16 protein-coding genes are annotated in these 17,773 nt (G+C 73.0%); 6 read left to right on the top strand and 10 right to left on the bottom strand.

The features are described from left to right. Positions 1-4: 4 nt before the first annotated feature. The 5 genes from AS857_RS34185 to AS857_RS34205 all read left to right on the top strand — a co-directional run bounded on the left by AS857_RS34185 (position 5) and on the right by AS857_RS34205 (position 6,259). A complete protein-coding gene (locus tag AS857_RS34185; RefSeq protein WP_058047363.1) occupies positions 5-1,270 on the top strand; it encodes a DUF6365 family protein in 1,266 nt (421 codons plus the stop codon). A 90-nt stretch (positions 1,271-1,360) separates the two neighbouring features. Beyond that, a complete protein-coding gene (locus AS857_RS34190; protein WP_058047364.1) occupies positions 1,361-2,671 on the top strand; it encodes an NDP-hexose 2,3-dehydratase family protein in 1,311 nt (436 codons plus the stop codon). Next, entirely contained in the window at positions 2,668-3,723 is a 1,056-nt protein-coding gene (locus AS857_RS34195; protein ID WP_063804433.1) for a Gfo/Idh/MocA family protein, read from the top strand. Before AS857_RS34190 ends, AS857_RS34195 begins: the two co-directional genes overlap by 4 nt. Further along, positions 3,720-5,018 carry a lipopolysaccharide biosynthesis protein RfbH gene (rfbH, locus tag AS857_RS34200; RefSeq protein ID WP_058047365.1) on the top strand — a complete coding sequence of 433 codons (1,299 nt, stop codon included), beginning with the start codon at positions 3,720-3,722 and terminating at the stop codon, positions 5,016-5,018. Before AS857_RS34195 ends, rfbH begins: the two co-directional genes overlap by 4 nt. A 104-nt stretch (positions 5,019-5,122) precedes the next feature. After that, entirely contained in the window at positions 5,123-6,259 is a 1,137-nt protein-coding gene (locus AS857_RS34205) for an acyl-CoA dehydrogenase family protein (RefSeq protein WP_058047366.1), read from the top strand. A 72-nt stretch (positions 6,260-6,331) separates the two neighbouring features. Here AS857_RS34205 and AS857_RS34210 read toward each other — a convergent pair whose 3' ends face one another. From AS857_RS34210 to AS857_RS34250, 9 genes are all read right to left on the bottom strand, one after another. Next, the gene (locus AS857_RS34210; protein WP_058047367.1) at positions 6,332-7,135 is read right to left on the bottom strand and encodes an AfsR/SARP family transcriptional regulator; all 804 of its coding nucleotides are present in this window, start codon (positions 7,133-7,135) and stop codon (positions 6,332-6,334) included. A gap of 172 nt (positions 7,136-7,307) precedes the next feature. Continuing rightward, a complete protein-coding gene (locus tag AS857_RS34215; protein ID WP_058047368.1) occupies positions 7,308-8,246 on the bottom strand; it encodes an MBL fold metallo-hydrolase in 939 nt (312 codons plus the stop codon). A 161-nt stretch (positions 8,247-8,407) separates the two neighbouring features. Next, entirely contained in the window at positions 8,408-9,271 is an 864-nt protein-coding gene (locus AS857_RS34220) for a 4'-phosphopantetheinyl transferase family protein (protein ID WP_058047369.1), read from the bottom strand. Between the two features lie 68 nt (positions 9,272-9,339). Then, positions 9,340-11,112: an acyl-CoA dehydrogenase family protein gene (locus AS857_RS34225; protein WP_063804434.1), complete on the bottom strand. Its 1,773-nt coding sequence runs from the start codon at positions 11,110-11,112 to the stop codon at positions 9,340-9,342. Next, entirely contained in the window at positions 11,096-11,524 is a 429-nt protein-coding gene (locus tag AS857_RS34230) for a nuclear transport factor 2 family protein (protein WP_058047371.1), read from the bottom strand. The genes AS857_RS34225 and AS857_RS34230 overlap by 17 nt, the downstream gene beginning before the upstream one ends. 68 nt (positions 11,525-11,592) lie before the next feature. Continuing rightward, entirely contained in the window at positions 11,593-12,555 is a 963-nt protein-coding gene (locus AS857_RS34235; protein ID WP_058047554.1) for an aromatase/cyclase, read from the bottom strand. 102 nt (positions 12,556-12,657) lie between these two features. Beyond that, positions 12,658-12,921, bottom strand: a complete 264-nt coding sequence (locus tag AS857_RS34240; protein WP_058047372.1) for an acyl carrier protein — start codon at positions 12,919-12,921, stop codon at positions 12,658-12,660. Positions 12,922-12,977: 56 nt separating this feature from the next. Then, positions 12,978-14,210, bottom strand: coding sequence for a ketosynthase chain-length factor (locus tag AS857_RS34245; RefSeq protein ID WP_058047373.1), 1,233 nt, complete (start codon positions 14,208-14,210; stop codon positions 12,978-12,980). Further along, positions 14,207-15,475, bottom strand: coding sequence for a beta-ketoacyl-[acyl-carrier-protein] synthase family protein (locus AS857_RS34250; RefSeq protein ID WP_058047374.1), 1,269 nt, complete (start codon positions 15,473-15,475; stop codon positions 14,207-14,209). The genes AS857_RS34245 and AS857_RS34250 overlap by 4 nt, the downstream gene beginning before the upstream one ends. Positions 15,476-15,942: 467 nt before the next feature. On the opposite strand from AS857_RS34250, the gene AS857_RS34255 reads away from it, so the two are divergent. Beyond that, positions 15,943-17,157: an IS701 family transposase gene (locus AS857_RS34255; RefSeq protein ID WP_420824007.1), complete on the top strand. Its 1,215-nt coding sequence runs from the start codon at positions 15,943-15,945 to the stop codon at positions 17,155-17,157. A 20-nt stretch (positions 17,158-17,177) separates the two neighbouring features. Here the strand turns inward: AS857_RS34255 and AS857_RS34260 are convergent, their stop codons facing one another. Next, positions 17,178-17,678, bottom strand: coding sequence for a flavin reductase family protein (locus tag AS857_RS34260; RefSeq protein ID WP_058047376.1), 501 nt, complete (start codon positions 17,676-17,678; stop codon positions 17,178-17,180). Positions 17,679-17,773: the final 95 nt, after the last annotated feature.

The following is a 17,773-nucleotide window of genomic DNA, read 5'->3' on the forward strand; positions in this document are numbered from 1 at the left end:
CGTCATGCGACTGCTGTTCATGTCCCCGCTGTCCAAGACCCTGCACGAGACGACCATCGGGCTCGACCTCGCGGACCAGCTCAAGGACGCCGGCGTCGTCAGTCACTTCGTGATCGACGAGTTCAACGAGGACCAGCTCAAGACCGCCGGATACGCGTACACCGTGATCACGCCCGCCATGGGCGGCCGGGTCCGCGAGGAGGTCGGGCGCGTCGTCGGGGAGTTCCGGCCGGACGCGATCGTCCTCAGCGACTACCTGGCGCACTGGCTGACCCACCTCGTCAGCTACGAGACCGACCCCTGGTACGTCGAGGACTTCGGCGTCCCGGTGATCCCCATCGACCTGCACGACCTGACGAACATCACGCGGGAGCTGGAGGTGCTGGGGAAGACCGTCGTCGCCGACGGCAACATCCTGGACATGCCCGTGCACCTGCACCCCGTGCCGATGGGCCGCCCGGAGGCCAGGGCCGGCGGGCAGGGCCTGCCGTACCGCGCCAACCGGGGCATCGCGCCGCTGACGGACGCGGAGCGGGCCGAGGTGCGCCGGTCGCTGGGGCTCGGCGGGGCGGAGCGGCTGCTGATGTTCCCGACGCTGCCGTGGCAGGAGACCATGCAGACGCGGGCCGGTCCCCGGACGCGCGAGCTGGCGGTCCGCGTGCCGCGGCTGATCGGGCACTACCTGCGGCAGCTCCCGGACGACACCCACTTCGTCGTCGCCGGGCCGTACCTGGACGGGCTGGGGCTGCCGCCCGAGCGCGTCCACGTGGAGTCCTCGTACACCGCTCAGCGCTACCACGCCCTGGTCGGCGCCTCGGACGCCGTGATGTCGGCCTTCGTGCCGTCCTACGCGCTCGAACGGGCCGTCCTCGCCGACGTGCCCGGGCTGTTCGCCGTCAACACCCACGACATGGCGGAGGCGGCGGGCGACGGCGGGCGGGCCGGGGCGCCGGACGGGCTCTCGCCCGCGGTCCGGGCGTGGCTCGCGGACTTCCCCGGCGCCGTCCCCGCGTTCCACATGTGGCCCCTGAGCTGGAACAAGGTCATGGGTCCGCTGCTGGTGGACAACCCGTTCGCCGACACCGCCGTACGCGCCGAGCTGTTCGACGAGCGGGCCGTCGTCGAGGGCCTGACGGGCATCCTCCACGACCCGCTGGTCCGCGGCCGCCTGGCGGAGGCGCGCGCGGCCTACCGGGACGGGATCGACCGGCTCCCGGAGACCGCCGAGGTCTTCGCCACCGCGGCGCAGCGCGTGGGCCTGACGCTCTGACGCGGGCCCGGCGGCTCTGAGCCTCCTTCGAGCGGCGCTCTAACCGGGTGCCGAATGCTGAAGCAACCGCACATCATGAGGAGGGCTGCCGTGTTCCGGCAGACAAGCGAATTCCACGACTGGTTCGCCGAACAGCGCGCGGCGCAGAACCACCGGGTGACGCCCGCCCCGCTGCGCGGGCTCGACGGCTGGTCGTTCGAGCCGGGGACCGGCGATATCCGGCACCGCAGCGGGCGGTTCTTCAGCATCGAGGGCATCGCGGCGGAGACCGACAACCGCGAGGTCGCCGTCTGGTCGCAGCCGATCATCGTGCAGCCGGAGTCCGGGATCCTGGGCATCCTGGTGAAGGAGTTCGCCGGCGTCCCGCACTTCCTGCTCCAGGTGAAGATGGAGCCGGGGAACATCAACATCCTGCAGCTCTCCCCGACCGTGCAGGCGACGCGGAGCAACTTCACCCGGGTGCACCAGGGGAACGCCGTCCCGTACCTGGAGCACTTCCTGGCGCCGCGCACCGGGCGGGTGATCTTCGACGCGCTGCAGTCGGAGCAGGGGTCGTGGTTCCTGGGCAAGCGCAACCGCAACATGATCATCGAGGCGGACGGGGACGTCCCCGTCCGCGACGGCTTCTGCTGGCTCACGCTCGACCAGATCGGCGAGCTGCTGAACGTCGAGAACCTCGTCAACATGGACACCCGCACCGTGCTGTCGGGCCTCCCCGACGGCTGGGCGGTCCAGGGCCGCACCACCGGCGCCGAGGGCCGGGCCCTGCACGGGACGGCCGCGCTGCTCAGCTGGTTCACCGAGGCCAAGGCCTCGCACCGGCTCGACCGCCGCCGCATCCCGCTGTCGGAGGTCGGTGGCTGGGCCGAGTCCGACGGGGCCGTGGTGCACGAGAGCGGCCGCTTCTTCAAGGTCATCGGCGTGGACGTCGAGGCCCAGGGCCGCGAGGTCGCCCGCTGGTCGCAGCCCATGATCGCGCCGGTCGGCCGGGGCGTGATCGCCTTCCTCACCCGGCGGATCGAGGGCACGGTCCACCTGCTGGTGAAGGCGCGCACCGAGGCGGGCAGCTTCGACGTCCTCGAAATGGGCCCCACCGTGCAGTGCGCGCCCGCCAACTACGAGGGCCTGCCCGCCGGGAGCCGTCCGCGGTTCCTGGACGAGGTGCTCTCGGCCGCCCCCGGGCGGGTCCTGCTGGACGTCGTCCACTCCGAGGAGGGCGGCCGCTTCTACCACGCGGAGAACCGCTACCTCGCGGTCGAGGCGCCCGACGACTTCCCGCTCGACGCCGGCCCGGACCACATATGGATGACGCCCCATCAGCTCGGGGCGATGGTCCGGCACTCCCACCACGTGAACGTCGAGGCCCGCAACCTCCTGGCCTGCCTGCGGTTCCTGCGGTGAACGCCGCGGAGCGGGACCCCGCGGCCGGGACCGTGCGCCTCGGCCTTCTGGGCTGCGCCGACATCGCCCTGCGCCGGGTGCTGCCCGCCGTGGCCCGGACCGGGGGCATCGCGCTCACGGCCGTGGCCGCCCGCGACGCCGCCCGGGCCGCGCAGGTCGCGCAGCAGTACGGGGCCGTGGCCGCCGCCGGCTACGCGGAGCTGCTGGAGCGGGACGACGTCGACGCCGTCTACGTGCCGCTGCCCTCGGCGCTGCACGCCGAGTGGACCGAGCGCGCGCTGCTCGCCGGGAAGCACGTCCTGGCCGAGAAGCCGCTGACCCTGGACGCCGGGGAGACGGCGCGGCTCGTGGACCTGGCCCGCTCCCGCGGGCTGGTGCTGATGGAGAACTTCATGTTCGTCCACCACCCGCAGCACCGGCGCGTGCGGCAGCTGCTGGACGAGGGCGCGATCGGCGAGCTCCGCACCCTCCACGCCGCGTTCGCCATCCCGCCGCGGCCCGACGACGACATCCGCTACCGGGCCGACCTCGGCGGCGGCGCGCTCTTCGACGTCGGCGTCTACCCGCTGCGGGCCGCCCAGCTGCTGCTCGGGCCCGGCCTGGAGGTGACCGGCGCGGACCTGCGCACCGATGCGGAGCGGGGTGTGGACGTCGCGGGCAGCGTGCTGCTGCGGCGCCACGACGGGGTGACCGCCCACCTCACGTTCGGCATGGAACACCACTACACGTCACGTTACGAAGTGCTCGGCAGCACGGGCCGGCTCCGCCTCGACCACGCCTTCACGCCCCCGGCCGGCCACCGCCCGGTGGTCGTCGTCGAGCGGCAGGGCGGTGTCGAGGAGCTGGAGCTGGAGCCGTTCGACCAGGTCACGGCCGCCGTCCGAGCGTTGGTGACGAGCATCGGATCCGGCGCCGGTACGACGACCGGCGAGGCGACCGTCCGCCACGCGGAGCTGGTCGCCGACGTCCACCGGGCAGGGCACGCGCGCAGAGGCCGGGCCGGCACTGCCCGACGACTCGCTGAGTACGCCGTAGGAGGCGAAGAGAAATGAACGAAGCCAAGGCCCGCATTCTGGAGCAGGTCCGTGCCTACCACGGCACGGACGAGAAGGAGTTCGTCCCCGGGGAGACCGGCGTGTGGCCGGCCGGTGCCGTCTTCGACGCCGACGACCGGGTGGCGCTGGTCGAGGCGGCGCTGGACATGCGCATCGCCGCCGGCGTGAGCTCCCGCCGCTTCGAGCGCCAGTTCGCCAAGTACTTCAAGCTGCGCAAGGCCCACCTGACCAACTCGGGCTCCTCGGCCAACCTGCTCGCGCTGTCCGCCTTCACCTCCCCGCAGCTGGAGGACCGGCGGCTGCAGCCCGGCGACGAGGTGATCACCGTGGCGGCGGGCTTCCCGACCACCGTCAACCCGATCATCCAGAACGGCCTGGTGCCCGTCTTCATCGACGTCGAGCTCGGCACGTACAACACGACGCCGGAGCGCATCGCCGAGGCCATCGGCCCGCGCACCAAGGCGATCATGATCGCGCACTCGCTGGGCAATCCCTTCGCCGTCGAGGAGGTCGCGAAGCTCGCCGAGGAGCACGACCTCTTCCTCATCGAGGACAACTGCGACGCCGTCGGCTCGCTCTACCGCGGCAAGCCCACCGGCACCTTCGGCGACATCGCCACCACCAGCTTCTACCCGGCGCACCACCTCGCGATGGGCGAGGGCGGCTGCGTGCTGACCGACAACCTCGCGCTCGCGCGCATCGTCGAGTCCATGCGCGACTGGGGCCGGGACTGCTGGTGCGAGCCGGGCGAGGACAACCGCTGCTTCAAGCGGTTCGACTACCAGATGGGCGACCTGCCGCACGGCTACGACCACAAGTACATCTTCTCGCACGTGGGTTACAACCTGAAGGCGACCGACCTCCAGGCCGCCCTCGGCCTCAGCCAGCTCTCCAAGATCGATGCGTTCGGCGAGGCCCGGCGCGCCAACTGGAAGCGGCTGCGCGAGGGCCTGGACGGGGTGCCGGGGCTGCTCCTGCCGGAGGCCACGCCCGACAGCGACCCCAGCTGGTTCGGCTTCGCCATCACCGTGCGGCCCGAGGCCCGCTACACCCGCAAGGACCTGGTGGCGTTCCTGGAGGGCCGGAAGATCGGCACCCGCCGCTTCTTCGCCGGCAACCTCACCCGCCACCCGGCCTACCTCGACCGCCCGCGCCGGATCAGCGGCTCGCTCGCCAACAGCGACCTCGTCGCCGAGCACACGTTCTGGATCGGCGTCTACCCCGGCCTCACCCCCGAGATGATCGACTACTCGGCCGAGTCCATCCGGGACTTCGCCGCGAAGAACTCCTGACGCCCGTACCTCCTGACGCCCGTACCTCCTGACGCGCGCCGGCCCCTCCCGGCGCGCCCGCACCGCTATCCACCGCACCACCGCACACCACAGGAGCCCTCACGATGACCAGGGACGCAGCCGCACCCACCCTGCTGCAGGCCGCCGCCGCGGCCGCCCCGCTCGCCGCCGCGCACGCCGCGGACGCGGAGGCGGACCGCCGTCTCTCCCCGCCCGTCGTGGAGGCGATCGTGGCCGCCGGGTTCTCCAGCCACTTCGCCCCGGCGGCGCTCGGCGGTGCGGCCGGCACCTTCGCGGAGCTCCTCGACGCCTCCGCGGCGCTCGGCGAGGGCTGCGCCTCGGCGGCCTGGTTCGCCTCCGTGATCGCCAGCGCCGGGCGGCTCACCGCCTACCTGCCGCAGGAGGGCCGCGAGGGCGTCTGGGCCAAGGGGCCGCAGACCGTCGTCGTCGCCGGGCTCATGCCCTCGGGGACCGCCGAGCGGGCCCCCGGCGGCGGCTGGCGCGTCACCGGCTCGTGGAACTACGTCAGCGCCGTCGACTTCTCCGACTGGACGCTCGTCGCCGCCCGCACCGGCGAGGAGGGCACCGGCGTGCGCGTCCTCGCCGTGCCCCGCACCGACTACGCGATCAGCGAGACGTGGCAGGTCATCGGCATGCGCGGCACCGGCAGCAACACCGTCGTGCTCGACGAGGTGCTGGTGCCCGACGCGTTCACCGTCCCCCTCGACGTGCTGCTCGCCGGCCTCGCCCCCGAGGCGGAGGCGGCCTGCCACCGGGTGCCGATGAAGGCCGCCAACGGCGTCACCCTCGCCGGGCCCCTGCTCGGCGCTACCCGGGGTGCGCTGCGCCGCTGGCGCGAGCTCGTCGCCGCCAAGCTGGCGGCCCCCGCGGGCGCCATCTCCGGCGGCTCCGACCACGGCACCTTCGAGCAGCTCCTGGCCCGCGCGGAGGGCGAGATCGACGCGGCCGGGCTGCTGCTGGAGCGCGTCGCCCGCACCACCGACTCCGGTGCCGTCGACGCGCTCGGCACCGCCCGCAACGGGCGGGACTGCGCGCTCGCCGCGGAGATGCTCGCGACGGTCTCCGACCGGCTGCTGCGCTCGGCCGGCACCCGCGCGCAGGCCGAGGGCGAGGAGCTCCAGCGGCGCTGGCGGGACGTCAACTGCGGTGCGGGCCACAGCGGTCTGCAGTTCCCGACGGCGGCGGGTGCGTACGCGCGGCTGCTGAACGCCTCCGCCTGACGATTCTTCGTACGAAAGCGCCGGACGGACCCGTCGCGGGTCCGTCCGGCGCTTCGTGTGCGGGGGGTCGGGTCAGATGCCCGCGGTCACCAGGCGGCGCTGCTGCGCGGGCACCTTGTCCGACGGGTTGAGCACGTCCAGCTGCAGCCGCTGCAGCTCGGGGGAGGGCTCGAGGCCCAGCTCGTCATTGAGGATCCGGCGCAGGCTCTGGTACGCCTGCAGGGCCTCGGCGCGCCGCCCGGAGTGGTTGAGGGCGGAGATCAGCTGGCCGTGGAACCACTCGTTGAGCGGGTAGTCGTTGACCAGCGCGCGCAGCAGCGGGATGGACTCGCGCTGCCGGCCGAGCTGGAGCTCCGCCTCGATGCGCAGCTCCAGGGCCCGGATGCGCAGCTCGTTGAGGTGCACGATGCGGCCGGTGAGGACGTCGCCCGCGGGGATGTTGGAGAGCGCGGGACCCCGCCAGAGGGCCAGCGCCTGCTCCAGGCGCTGGACCGCGGCCTCGGGCCTGCCGTTCTCCAGCGCCGTCTTCCCCTGCAGCACGAGGCGTTCGAAGATCTTGATGTCGACCTCGTGGTCCTCCACGCGGATGAGGTAGCCGGGCGGCTGGGTGATCAGCAGGGCCCGCTCGGCGGGCACCAGCCGCTCGGCTATGAACATCTTGCGCGCGTGGTAGATGTACGTCTGCAACGTGGTCAGGGCGCTGCGCGGCGGGGATTCGCCCCAGAGCTCCTGGATCAGCGATTCCGAGGTGACGATCTCGTTGGGCCGGGTCAGGAGCAGGGCCAGCGTCTGGCAGACCTTCGGCGTGCTGGGCAGGTGTGGTGGCCGTCCGTCTCCGGTGACGATCTCGAACGGGCCGATGAGGTTGAATCGCACTGCACACACTCCTGTACCGGGTGCAAAGATCCCTGTGCCGCGTTGAGCAAGATTGCTGACAACGTAGGTGTCTGCCGCACAAACCCCCCACTCCGATACGGTGAGAGTGTCAGGCTACCGACCGGTAGGTTTTCTTTTGTACGGGTCCCGTCACGTGTGCTTCATGCCTGTGTCATGCGTGGCACACGGGAAGCCCGCCGTGGTACTCGACCATCTCGGAGAAGAGCAGGCCCACGTCCAGCGGACGGCCGGGAGGCGCCCCCTTCTCCTCCGCGTAGGCGCGGTGCAGATTGGGCACCAGGCGCTCGGAGTCGAGCAGTTCGGCGTACTCCCCGAGATCCGCCTCGCGCGCGGCCTCCAGCGGGCCGATCCCCGCGGCGAGGCCCGCCTTCGCGATCTCCTGCACGCGCCGCAGGTACCCCTCCGTGACGTCCAGCAACTCCGGTCCGCCCACGGGGCCGTGGCCCGCCACGACCGTCACCGGACCGAGCGCGCGCAGCTGCTCGGTCACGGCCAGGGAGCCGGAGATCGAGCCCATCAGGCAGAACGGCGTGGCCCCCGACATCACCAGGTCGCCGGTGAACAGGACCCGCTGCTCGGGCAGCCAGACGACCGTGTCGTTGGTGGTGTGCGCGACGCCGAGGTGCAGCAGCTCGGCCGTGACGTCCCCGATGTGCAGGGTCAGCCGGTCGCGGAAGGTGAGGGTGGGCAGCTCGACGGAGACGTCGCCCCAGCACACCTCGGGCCACAGCCCCGTCAGGTGCAGGCCGACGTCCGCCATCTCGGTGCGGGTGCGCTCGTGGGAGACGACCACCGCGTCGTCGGCGAACAGGTAGTTGCCGAAGGTGTGGTCGCCGTGGGAGTGGGTGTTGACGACGAACTGCGGGGGCCGCGCCGTGAGCGGCGTGACGGCGTCCTTGAGGGCGCGCGCCCGCGCCTCCGTGGCGGCCGTGTCGACCAGGGCGGAGCGGTTGCCCGCGACGATGAGGCCGGCGTTGTTCAGGCACCAGCCGCCGTCGGGCTGGACGTAGGCGTGGACGTTCTCAGCGACCTCTTGGAGGCGGGGGGTGTCGTGGGTGTTCCTGGTGTTCCTGGTGTTCCTGGTGTTCACGGGGTGCGCTCCGTGGGTGGTCGGGGTGGGACCCGATCACTGTGGCCAGCGGGGATCGAGTGCGGGTCGAGGGGGGCGGGGTTGGATTTCCCCTGACCCGCCCCTTCCCGTAACCGGGGGCCAGCCCCCGGACCCCCGTATCGCGCTGAACGCGCTCGTCCTCAAGCGCCGGACAGGCTATTGGTTTGCTGAGCTGACAGCACCGCCGCCGCCAAACCCGCGTCCAGGACCGTTCCCGCCGTCGGTCTTCTCGTCGTGCCGAAGACCGCCGGGGCCACCGCCGCGCTGACCGTGTAGCCCGCGTCCAGCGTGTGGGACTCCAGGTGCCAGTCGCCGTCGTCGGCCGGCGAGCCGTCCGAGCGCAGCAGGCGGGACGTGGCGCCCGACGCGGCCGGGATCGTGAAGCCGAAGGAGGTGAAGGGCAGTCGCAGGCCCAGGCCCAGGGCCTTGCTGTACGCCTCCTTGAGGGTCCACAGCCGGATCATGGACGCGTTGCGGTCCTGCTCCGGCAGCCAGCCCAGCGCGGCCCGCTCGTAGGCGGTGAAGGACTCCTCGGCCAGGCCCGTGCCGTGGACGGTGCGTGCCGAGGACTCCACGTCGACCCCGATCGGGCCGACGTGGCTGAGGCCCACCGCGAGGATGTCCCCAGTGTGGCTCAGGCTCACCTCCAGCTGGCCGCAACCGCGCAGGTAGGGCCTGCCGTTGGGGTTGCGGGCCAGTTCCAGTTCGGCCGGGTCGGCGTCCAGGACGGCGGCCGCCGCGTACTTCAGCAGGAGCCGGGAGGCGGCGAAGCGCCGCCGCGTCCGGTCCTGGCGGATCCCGGCGTGGCGCTCCGCCTCCTGCCCGAGCAGCCTGCCGAGTTCGTCGTCCGGCAGGCCGTGGTCGCCCCAGTCGGCCATCAGCCCGTAGACGAGCGCGAAGCCCCGCTCCTCCATGGCGGTGTCCGTGGCGGTCCACGGGCCGTCCGGGGCCGTCACCCGGACCGGCGCCGAACCGGCCAGCCCCCGGCGACCGGATGTGGCCATGTCATCTCCCTCTATACGGTTGCCGGTTACGCGGCAGGTGCTACGCGGCGGGTGCGGCGCGGCGGGCGCTACGTGGCAGGCGGCGCGCCGCCCAGCAGCACGTCGTACAGGTCGAGGCTGCGGCCCTGCGTGCAGCGCTCCACCGCCGTCGCGAGCAGGGCCTCGCCGCGCCTGCCGTCGGCCGCGGGCTCCGGCAGGCCGAGGCGGAACTGGACCCTGCCGAGCGCGGCGATCAGCCAGGCGGGGTCGGACAGGAAGCCCGCCTCCCGCTCCTGCTCCCGCTCCCGGTCGCCGTGCAGCCACACGCCCAGGCAGGCGGCCGCCGCCGCGAGGAGGGTGTAGCGCTCGGCGAGGGCGTAGCCGTGCGGGGTGGCCAGGGCGGCGAGGTCCTGCTCGGGCAGCGCGCGGCACTCCTCGCCGAGCGCCCGCAGCTCCGCGGCCAGCGCCCGCACCTGGGAGCGCAGCGCCTCCCCGTCCGGGCCGGTGACCGGCAGGGCGTCCAGGGTCTCCTCGGCGTGCGGCAGCACCGCCATCAGCGTGTCCCCGCCGGCGGCGAGGTCGAGCCGTGCGGGGTCGAGCGGAGGCAGGGGCGCCGAGGCGGAGAACAGGCCGGGCGGCGGCGGGGCTGCGGTCCACGCAGTCCGGGCCAGGAAGGGGAGTTGGGGGACCAGGGTCGCCAGCGCCGCGGCGGCGCCGATGGGCCCGGGCGGGATCTCCGACAGGTCGCGCAGGTGTTTGCGGAACGTGCCGAAGCCGCCTTCCTCCTGCAGGGCGCGCGGCCCCAGGACGGCGGCGAGATCGCCTGTGCTCTGCTGCAGCATGCGTACCACCAGGCACATGGCGGCGGCCGTCCACACGCTGGACTCCTCCGGCAGGAGGTGCAGCGAGCGGATCGTGGCCAGCAGGAGGCAGTCGCACACCAGCATGTCCGCGAACGAGGACGTGATCGCGCGCCGCGCGTACCGCGAGGTCAGCGGGCGCACCCCCGGTGTGCGCTCCAGTACCGCCCCGACCACCGAGCGCAGCGCGGTGTCGGCGCAGCCGACCGCCATCGACGGCACGAGCGGCCTGCTGACCTGCAGGGACCGCAGCGCGACCGCCGTTCCGTCGCCGGGCGCGCCGAGCACGCTGCCCTCCGGTACGGGCCACCGGTCGAACTCCAGGAAGCCCGCGGGCAGCCGGCGCACCGCGGTGGCGTGGTACGGGGACAGCAGCCGCACGGCGTCCGGGGGCAGGTCGGCGCGGTCCAAGAGCAGCGCGGAGTGGGCGCCGTCGCCGTCCGCGTGCCGGGCCAGCAGAACGAAGCCCGCGGCGAGGGGGGCGTTGGCGATCAGCGGGCTGCGGCCGTCCAGCACCGCGCCGCCCTGCGGCGCGGGGGTCAGGGTGAGGTCGCCGCTGCTGAACTCGTTGCCGTAGGACATGTTCTGGAACGCGACGGACAGCCGCCCGCCGTCCAGGAGCAGCCGGGCCGTGCGGGCCTGCTGCTCAGCGGTCCCGTGGCACCAGGCGAACACCGCGGAGACCAGGGAGGCCGAGCCGTGGCCGCGGCCGAGGGCGAAGTCCCGCCGGAACACCGCGCGCAGCAGCTGCGTCGCGGTGTCCAGGCCGGTCAGCCGGCCGCCGAGGGGCTGCGGGACGATCTCCTCGCGCAGGCCGAACGCGTCCAGCAGGGGCTCGCCGCCCAGCGGCAGCTCGCCCCGGCGGTCGGCGGCCAGCACGGCGGCGTGGCCCAGCGGGTTGCCCGGGTCGCGGGGGTCGCCGAGGCTGCGCTCCAGTGCGGCCACACGCTCGGCGGAGGGGACGTCCTCGCTCGGGGAGCCGATGTCAGAAGACCTGGTCATGGGTGATCAGGCGGGACTTCAGCTGCACCTCGCCGCCGGTCACCACCAGCGTGTCGTGCACCGTGCAGCTCGGGTTGATCTCGGGCTTGCCGCCGGGGCGGACGGTCACCACGAGGGCGTACACGGTGGACTTGACCGTGCCGTCGTCCTGCGGGTCCAGGGCGATCTGGTTGAACCAGTGGCGGCGCGTGACCGGGTCGCCGTCGAACTTCTTGTGGAAGTTCACCAGCTCCTCGACGATGCCGGGGCGGCCGACGGCGGGCTCGGCGCCCGGCGAGTGCTGGAAGACGCCGTCCTCGGTGAACGTCGCCGCGTACTCCTCGAAGCGGCGGGCGTCGAGGTGGTGCATCTGGTGGGCGTAGAAGTGCTGGACCTGGGAGTGGAGCTCCGTCAGGGACTGGGTGGCGGTCATGGTGCCTCTCCGGGAAGGAAGGAAGAAGGGGGAGGGAAACGGGGGGGAGGAAAGGGGGGAGGGAGGCGTCAGCCGGCCTGTGCGGCGGCGCGCTGCTCGGCGTACGTCGCGGCGTGCGCCATGGTGGCGAGGCTGTTGCGGCCGAGGGCCTCGCGGAGGTAGGCGCGGGCGTCGGCGAGGGTGGCGTCCGCGCCCAGGACCTCGGTGACCGCCTCGGGGTTGACCGCCACGGTGTGCCGGGCGGTGGCGACGGCCCCGCCGCCGGGCTTGTCCGCGAAGTGCCACAGGCCGCTGTGGCCGAGCAGCAGCTTCGGCATGACGTGCTGCTTGTAGGCGATCCACTCCGGGCCGCGGCAGATGCGGGTGGAGCGGGTGGTGTGGGCGGAGCCGTCGGCGGTGACGGTGTCCATCTCCAGGTCCTGGATGCCGGGGACGTCCTCGGTCAGCCGGGCCTGCCGGACGTGCGGGAGCCGCTCCGCCCACAGGTCGGCGCGATCGACGAAGTCGAAGGCGTCGGCGGCCGAACCCGTCAGCTCCACGGTGTCGGTGAAGGAGAACACCACGTCGGACGCGGTGCCGCCGTACTCGGCGATCCGCGCCAGCGCCGCCAGCTCCTCGGGGCTGTTGCGGTCGAGCGCGGCGTTGACGGCCGCGACCGTCTCCGGCGCGTCGCCGACGGCCGTGAAGTCGTGGAGCAGCACCACGCGGGTGCCGCCGCCCGGCAGCGCCTCGAAGATCCACTCGCCGCCCATGGAGGCTATGGGGGCCGTGCTGCGCTCCTGCCGGAAGGTCACGCGCAGTGCCTCGGGGTCGAGGGTGCGCCGGGAGGTCCAGGTGCTGACCTTTCCGTTGACCGTGGCCCAGATCTCGAAGCGCTCCGCCCGCTCGCCGCGCTCCAGGTGGTGGACGTGGACGCTCGGCCCGAAGATCGCGGGCCAGGTCGTGACGTCCGCGACGAGGCCGTAGAGCACCTTGGGGGGCGCGGAAACATCCAGGGTGTGCTCGGTGTGGTGCCGGCGCGGTTCCGTCATGTCGTTCGTCTCCTCGGTGCGTACGGGGCCGGGCCCGGGCACGTGGGTGTCCCGTGCCCGGACCCGGGTGCTGCGTGGCCGCTCGGTGCGGCGCGCGGCGCGTCAGGCGGCGGCGGCCTCGGTGACCAGGCCGTTGACGAGGTCGATGAGCGCGCGCGGCGTCTCGACCTCGACGAGCTCGTCGTCCGGGACGACGACGCCGAACTCCTGCTTGATCTGGGCGGCGCTCTCCATCAGGGCGAGCGAGTCGTAGCCCAGCTCGTCGAAGGGACGGTCGGAGATGTCGCCGGTGATGTCGATGCTGTCGTCGACGCCGGCGCACTCGACGAGGATGCGGCGGACGTCGTCAACGGTCATGTGGGCCATGGGAAGCAGCACTCCAAGTGGGGAAGGGAAGGGGAGCCGGCAGCCGCCGGCGGGCATTACGCCCGGACGACGACGGCCGAGTTGAAGCCGTGCCGGCCGCGGGCGAGCACCAGGGCGGTGCGGACCGCCTGGTCGCGGGGCGCGCCCTGGACCAGGTCGAGGCCGTAGTCCTCGGGCACCGGGGCGCCCGTGGGGGTCGGCGGGATGACGCCGTCGCGGATCGACAGCAGCGCCGTCGCGACGTCGAGCGGGCCGCCGCCGGAGTAGAGCCGGCCGGTGAGGGCCTTCGGGGCGGTGACGGGCACCGCTCCGGCGCCGAAGAGGCCGCTGATGGCCGCGGCCTCCGCCGCGTCCAGCTCGGGCACGCCGGCGCCGTCGGCGAAGACCACGTCGATGTCGCCGGGCGCGAGGCCCGCGTCGGCCAGGGCGGCCTCCGCGGCACGGCGCAGGGCCGGGGGCCGGCCGGTGCCGGGGGCGGGGTCGAAGGTCGCGGCGTAGCCCGCGAGTTCGCCGTAGACCTGCTGCACGCCGCGCTCGCGGGCGCTCGCCTCGTCCTCGGCGACGAGGATGGCGCCGCCCTCGCCGGGCACGTAGCCCGAGGCGTCGGCGCTGAAGGGCAGGTAGGCGCGGGCGGGGTCGGTGGCGGTGGTGACGCGGCCGCCGGCCAGCTGGGAGACGTAGCCCCACGGGTCGAGGGCGGAGTCGACGCCGCCGGCCACGACGAGCGGGGTGCCGCGGCGGATCGTGCGGCGGGCGTGGCCGAGCGCGTCCAGGCCGCCGGCCTGCTCGCCGACGAGGGCGGCGCTCGGTCCGCGCAGCTTGTGGCGGATGGAGATCTGGCCGGTGTTGACCGCGTAGAACCACGCGAAGGACTCGTAGACGCTGACGAAGTCCGGGCCCTTGTTCCACAGCTTGTCGAACTCGCGGTGGGTGAAGTCGAAGCCGCCCAGCGCGTTGGAGGTGACGACGCCCATGTCGTAGTCCGGCAGGGTGTCGGGGGAGACGTCGGCGTCGGTGAGGGCCCAGTCGGCGGCGACGAGCGCGAGCCGCGTCGAGGGGTCGGTCTGCGGGAGCAGCCGGCTGTTGAGGTGCTCGGCCGCGTCGAAGTCGTCGATCTGGCCGGCGAGGGAGGCCGCGTAGCGGGAGGCGTCGAAGCGGGTGACGGGGCCGATGCCGGTGTGGCCCGCGAGCACCGCCTTCCAGAAGGCCTCGGTGCCGAGGCCGTTGGGGGCGGTGACGCCGATCCCGGTGATCACGGTCCGCCCGTTGAGGCCGTCCTTGCTGGTCATGCCTTCACTCCTTCCGGGGCGCGCAGGATCATCGCGCTCTGGAAACCGCCGAAGCCGCTGCCGACGGTCAGGACGGAGTCCACCCGCTGCTCGCGCGCGGTCAGCGGGACGTAGTCGAGGTCGCACTCGGGGTCGGGCGTGTGCAGGTTGGCCGTCGGCGGTACGACGTTGTGCTTGATGGCCAGGGCGCAGGCCGCGATCTCGATGGAGCCGATGGCGCCCAGGGAGTGGCCGACCATCGACTTGATGGAGCTGACCGGCACGTCGTAGGCGTGCTGCCCGAGTGCGATCTTGAACGCAGCCGTCTCGTGGCGGTCGTTCTGCTTGGTGCCGGAGCCGTGCGCGTTGACGTAGTCGACGACGGTCGGGTCGACGCGGGACTCGTCGAGCGCCGCGCGGATGGCCTCCGCCATCTCCCGGCCGTCCTTCTTCAGACCGGTCATGTGGTACGCGTTGCAGCGGGTGGCGTAGCCGGTGACCTCGGCGTAGATCTGTGCGCCGCGGGCCTTGGCGGCCTCGTACTCCTCCAGGACGAACATGGCGCTGCCCTCGGCGAGGACGAAGCCGTTGCGGGAGGCGTCGAACGGCCGGGAGGCGTGCTCGGGGTCGTCGTTGCGCGTGGTGGTGGCCTTGATCGCGTCGAAGCAGGCCAGCACGATCGGGGAGATCGGGGTGTCCGACGCACCGGCGATCATCACGTCGGCGGAGCCCTCGCGGATCAGCTGGACGCCGTAGCCCACGGCGTCGAGGCCGGAGGTGCAGCCGTCCGAGACCATGGTCACGGGGCCCTCGGCGCCGGCCGCCCAGGCGACCTCGGCGGGCATGACGCCCGGGCTGAGGTAGTCGAACATGTGCGGCGACAGGTAGTCGGGGTCGACGAGCCACTCGCGGCCCTTGTCGGCCATGACGAGGTACTCGTTCTCCAGGCTGGTGGCGGAGGCGACGGCGCTGCCGAGGCTCACGCCCACGCGGTGCGGGTCCACGCCGGCGAACTCCAGGCCGCTGTCGGCCACGGCCTCCCGGGTGCAGGCGACGGCGAACTGGGTCGCCCGGTCCATCCTGCGGATCTCCCGGGGGGAGAAGCCCTCGGCCTCGGGGAAGAAGTCGGCCTCGGCCGCCACCTGGGACCGGAACGCAGCCGCGTCGAAGAACGAGATCCGCCGGGTGGCGGTGCGGCCCGCGGTGAGCAGGTCCCAGAACTCCTTGGTGCCGGAGCCGCCCGGGGCGCGGACGCCGATACCGGTGATCACCACTCGTCGGGTCATCGCGTGGGCACGCCTTCCTTCGAGCTGAACATCGAGTCACGTTCCTTTCCGCTTGCCCTGCAGCGATGTCCACCGCTGCCTGTCCGGGACAGCGCCGTTGGCAAGGGAAACGGTGCGTCTCCGGCCTCGAACACCACTCGAAGACGGATGGGGTACCTCCACAAGAAACCGGCTGGCCGGTTTCTCTTGGTAATCCGACGTCAGAGGGGCCGTAGACAGGGCGCCTGGTCGGTTTCCAGTGGGGTTTGGGGTGGCGCAGAGGGGGACTAAAGCGCACAAAAGCGGGCATGGAAGATCATCGGATCAAGGTTTCGAAGAGTAATAGAAACAACGCAGTCGGTTTGGTACGGTCAAATGCGCCGTCGGTAGCCATCACGTGGGGAGAGACGATGGAAGCCAGATCCGTGCAACTCAGCCCTGTGTCCACCACTCCGTCCAGCACTCCGACCAGCACCTCGACCAGCACCCTGACCGCCGGGGAACCCCCCTTCGGGGAACCGTCCCCCGCCGGCCCCTGGGACGTGGAACCGGAGCTCTTCTCGTCGCTCACGCGCAACGACCAGCGCAGGATGGCGGAGCAGTACGTACGCGGCCTGCTGGAGGCGGAGGGCCGCAAGACCCTGCGCAACGTCGCGGAACAGATCGGCGGGAAGGCGCTCCAGCAGAGCGTCCACCACTTCATCACCGCCTCGTCCTGGAACTGGGCCCCGGTGCGGCGGGCGCTCGCGCGCCGCGCGGAGGAGGAGGTGCGCCCCCAGGCGTGGGTGGTCAACTCCACCGTCATCCCCAAGGCGGGGGTGCACTCGGTCGGCGTCGACCAGCAGTTCCTCCCCCACCTGGGCCAGACGGTCAACGGCCAGCGGGCGTTCAGCGTCTGGAGCGCCTCCGAGCGGGTCAGCGTGCCCTTCAACTGGAGCCTGGTGCTGTCCAGGAGCTGGCTGGAGGACCCGGCCCGGCGCAGCCGCGCCCACATACCCGACGCCAGCCGCGCCATCTCCCTGGAGGAGCACGCCGGCGCCGTGGCCCTGGAGGCCGCCGACTCCTGGGGGCTGCGCAGGCGCCCCGTCGTCGTGGACGTGGAGGGGCTCGACGCGGGGGCGACCGTGCGGCGCTTCGCGCGGGCGGGCCTCCCGCTGATCATGCGCATCGACGGCACGACCCCGCTGCGCGTCGACGGCACCCTGCTGCAGGGCTACAGCGACCGGGAGGTGCCCGCGCAGAACCTGATCGGCTCGATGAAGCGGATGCGCCGGCAGGTCGAGTGGTCCGACACCTCGGGGACGGGCTCGTACCGCGGGGTGGTGAGCGCGATCCCGGTGATCCTGTCGTGCCCCGCGCCCGCGGGCGGGCCCGGCGGCAGCCACCACCGGCCCATGCTGCTGATGGGCGACTGGGGCTCCTCCGACCGGTGGCCGTCGCGGATGTGGCTCACCGACTCGCGGCGGCTGCCGCTGGTCACCCTGCTGCGCCTGACCCGGCTCACGGGCGTCGTCCAGCGCGACTTCGCGGAGATCTCCGAGCACACCGGGATACGGGACTTCGCGGGCCGCTCGTTCCGAGGCTGGCACCGCCACGTCACCCTGGCCTCGGTCGCCCACCTCATCGCCGTGCGTGCGGGGGCGCGGCGCCTCCCGGCGCAGCGGCGGCGCGCGGCGGGGTCCGTCGCGCCGCTGTGTGCGTGAGCGGGGACGGACCCGGCGGATCAGCCCGCTGCGCCGGGGCCGGCGATCCCGTGGAAGCCCTTCCGGTAGTACAGGAGGGGCTCCCCCTCGCCGGCCTCGGCGTGCTCCACCTCGCCGAACAGCACGAGGTGGTCACCGGCCGGCACCTGCCGCTCGGTGCGGCACTCCAGCCGGGCGAGCGCGCCGGGCAGCAGGGGCAGCCCGCGCCGGGAGCGGGCCGTCCCCGGCTGGGGGAACTTGTCCGCGCCCCTGCGCGCGAAGAGCGCGGCCAGGTCCTGCTGGTCCCGGCCGAGCACGTGGACGACGAACCCCTCGGCGCCGGTGAAGGCGTCGAAGCAGTTGGCCCGCAGGTCCAGGCACACCAGCACCAGGGGCGGTTCGAGGGAGACGGAGGTGAAGGAGCTGGCAGTGAAACCGTGGCTGCGGCCCTGCGCATCCACGGTGGTCACGACCGTGACCCCGCTGGCCCAGCGGGCGAGGGACGTCCGGAACCGTTCGGCGGTGATCGTCTCTGCGAGCATCCCCCCACGCTGCTCAGCCCCGCTTGAGCCGGGATCGAGCCGTGGCGGAACCGCCGCGGCGGAACCCGGGCTTCGACCCCCTTTCGACCGGCCGT

This window comes from Streptomyces roseifaciens, assembly GCF_001445655.1.
In the GTDB taxonomy this organism is placed as follows: Bacteria; Actinomycetota; Actinomycetes; order Streptomycetales; family Streptomycetaceae; genus Streptomyces; species Streptomyces aureoversilis.

What these genes read in the sequence shown, in the direction of transcription:
- AS857_RS34245 (WP_058047373.1), bottom strand. Translation starts at nt 14,210, where the DNA reads ATGACCAGCAAGGACGGCCTCAACGGGCGGACCGTGATCACCGGGATC.
- AS857_RS34205 (WP_058047366.1), top strand. Translation starts at nt 5,123, where the DNA reads ATGACCAGGGACGCAGCCGCACCCACCCTGCTGCAGGCCGCCGCCGCG.
- AS857_RS34220 (WP_058047369.1), bottom strand. Translation starts at nt 9,271, where the DNA reads ATGGCCACATCCGGTCGCCGGGGGCTGGCCGGTTCGGCGCCGGTCCGG.
- AS857_RS34240 (WP_058047372.1), bottom strand. Translation starts at nt 12,921, where the DNA reads ATGGCCCACATGACCGTTGACGACGTCCGCCGCATCCTCGTCGAGTGC.
- AS857_RS34235 (WP_058047554.1), bottom strand. Translation starts at nt 12,555, where the DNA reads ATGACGGAACCGCGCCGGCACCACACCGAGCACACCCTGGATGTTTCC.
- AS857_RS34250 (WP_058047374.1), bottom strand. Translation starts at nt 15,475, where the DNA reads ATGACCCGACGAGTGGTGATCACCGGTATCGGCGTCCGCGCCCCGGGC.
- AS857_RS34225 (WP_063804434.1), bottom strand. Translation starts at nt 11,112, where the DNA reads ATGACCAGGTCTTCTGACATCGGCTCCCCGAGCGAGGACGTCCCCTCC.
- rfbH (WP_058047365.1), top strand. Translation starts at nt 3,720, where the DNA reads ATGAACGAAGCCAAGGCCCGCATTCTGGAGCAGGTCCGTGCCTACCAC.
- AS857_RS34230 (WP_058047371.1), bottom strand. Translation starts at nt 11,524, where the DNA reads ATGACCGCCACCCAGTCCCTGACGGAGCTCCACTCCCAGGTCCAGCAC.
- AS857_RS34185 (WP_058047363.1), top strand. Translation starts at nt 5, where the DNA reads ATGCGACTGCTGTTCATGTCCCCGCTGTCCAAGACCCTGCACGAGACG.
- AS857_RS34260 (WP_058047376.1), bottom strand. Translation starts at nt 17,678, where the DNA reads ATGCTCGCAGAGACGATCACCGCCGAACGGTTCCGGACGTCCCTCGCC.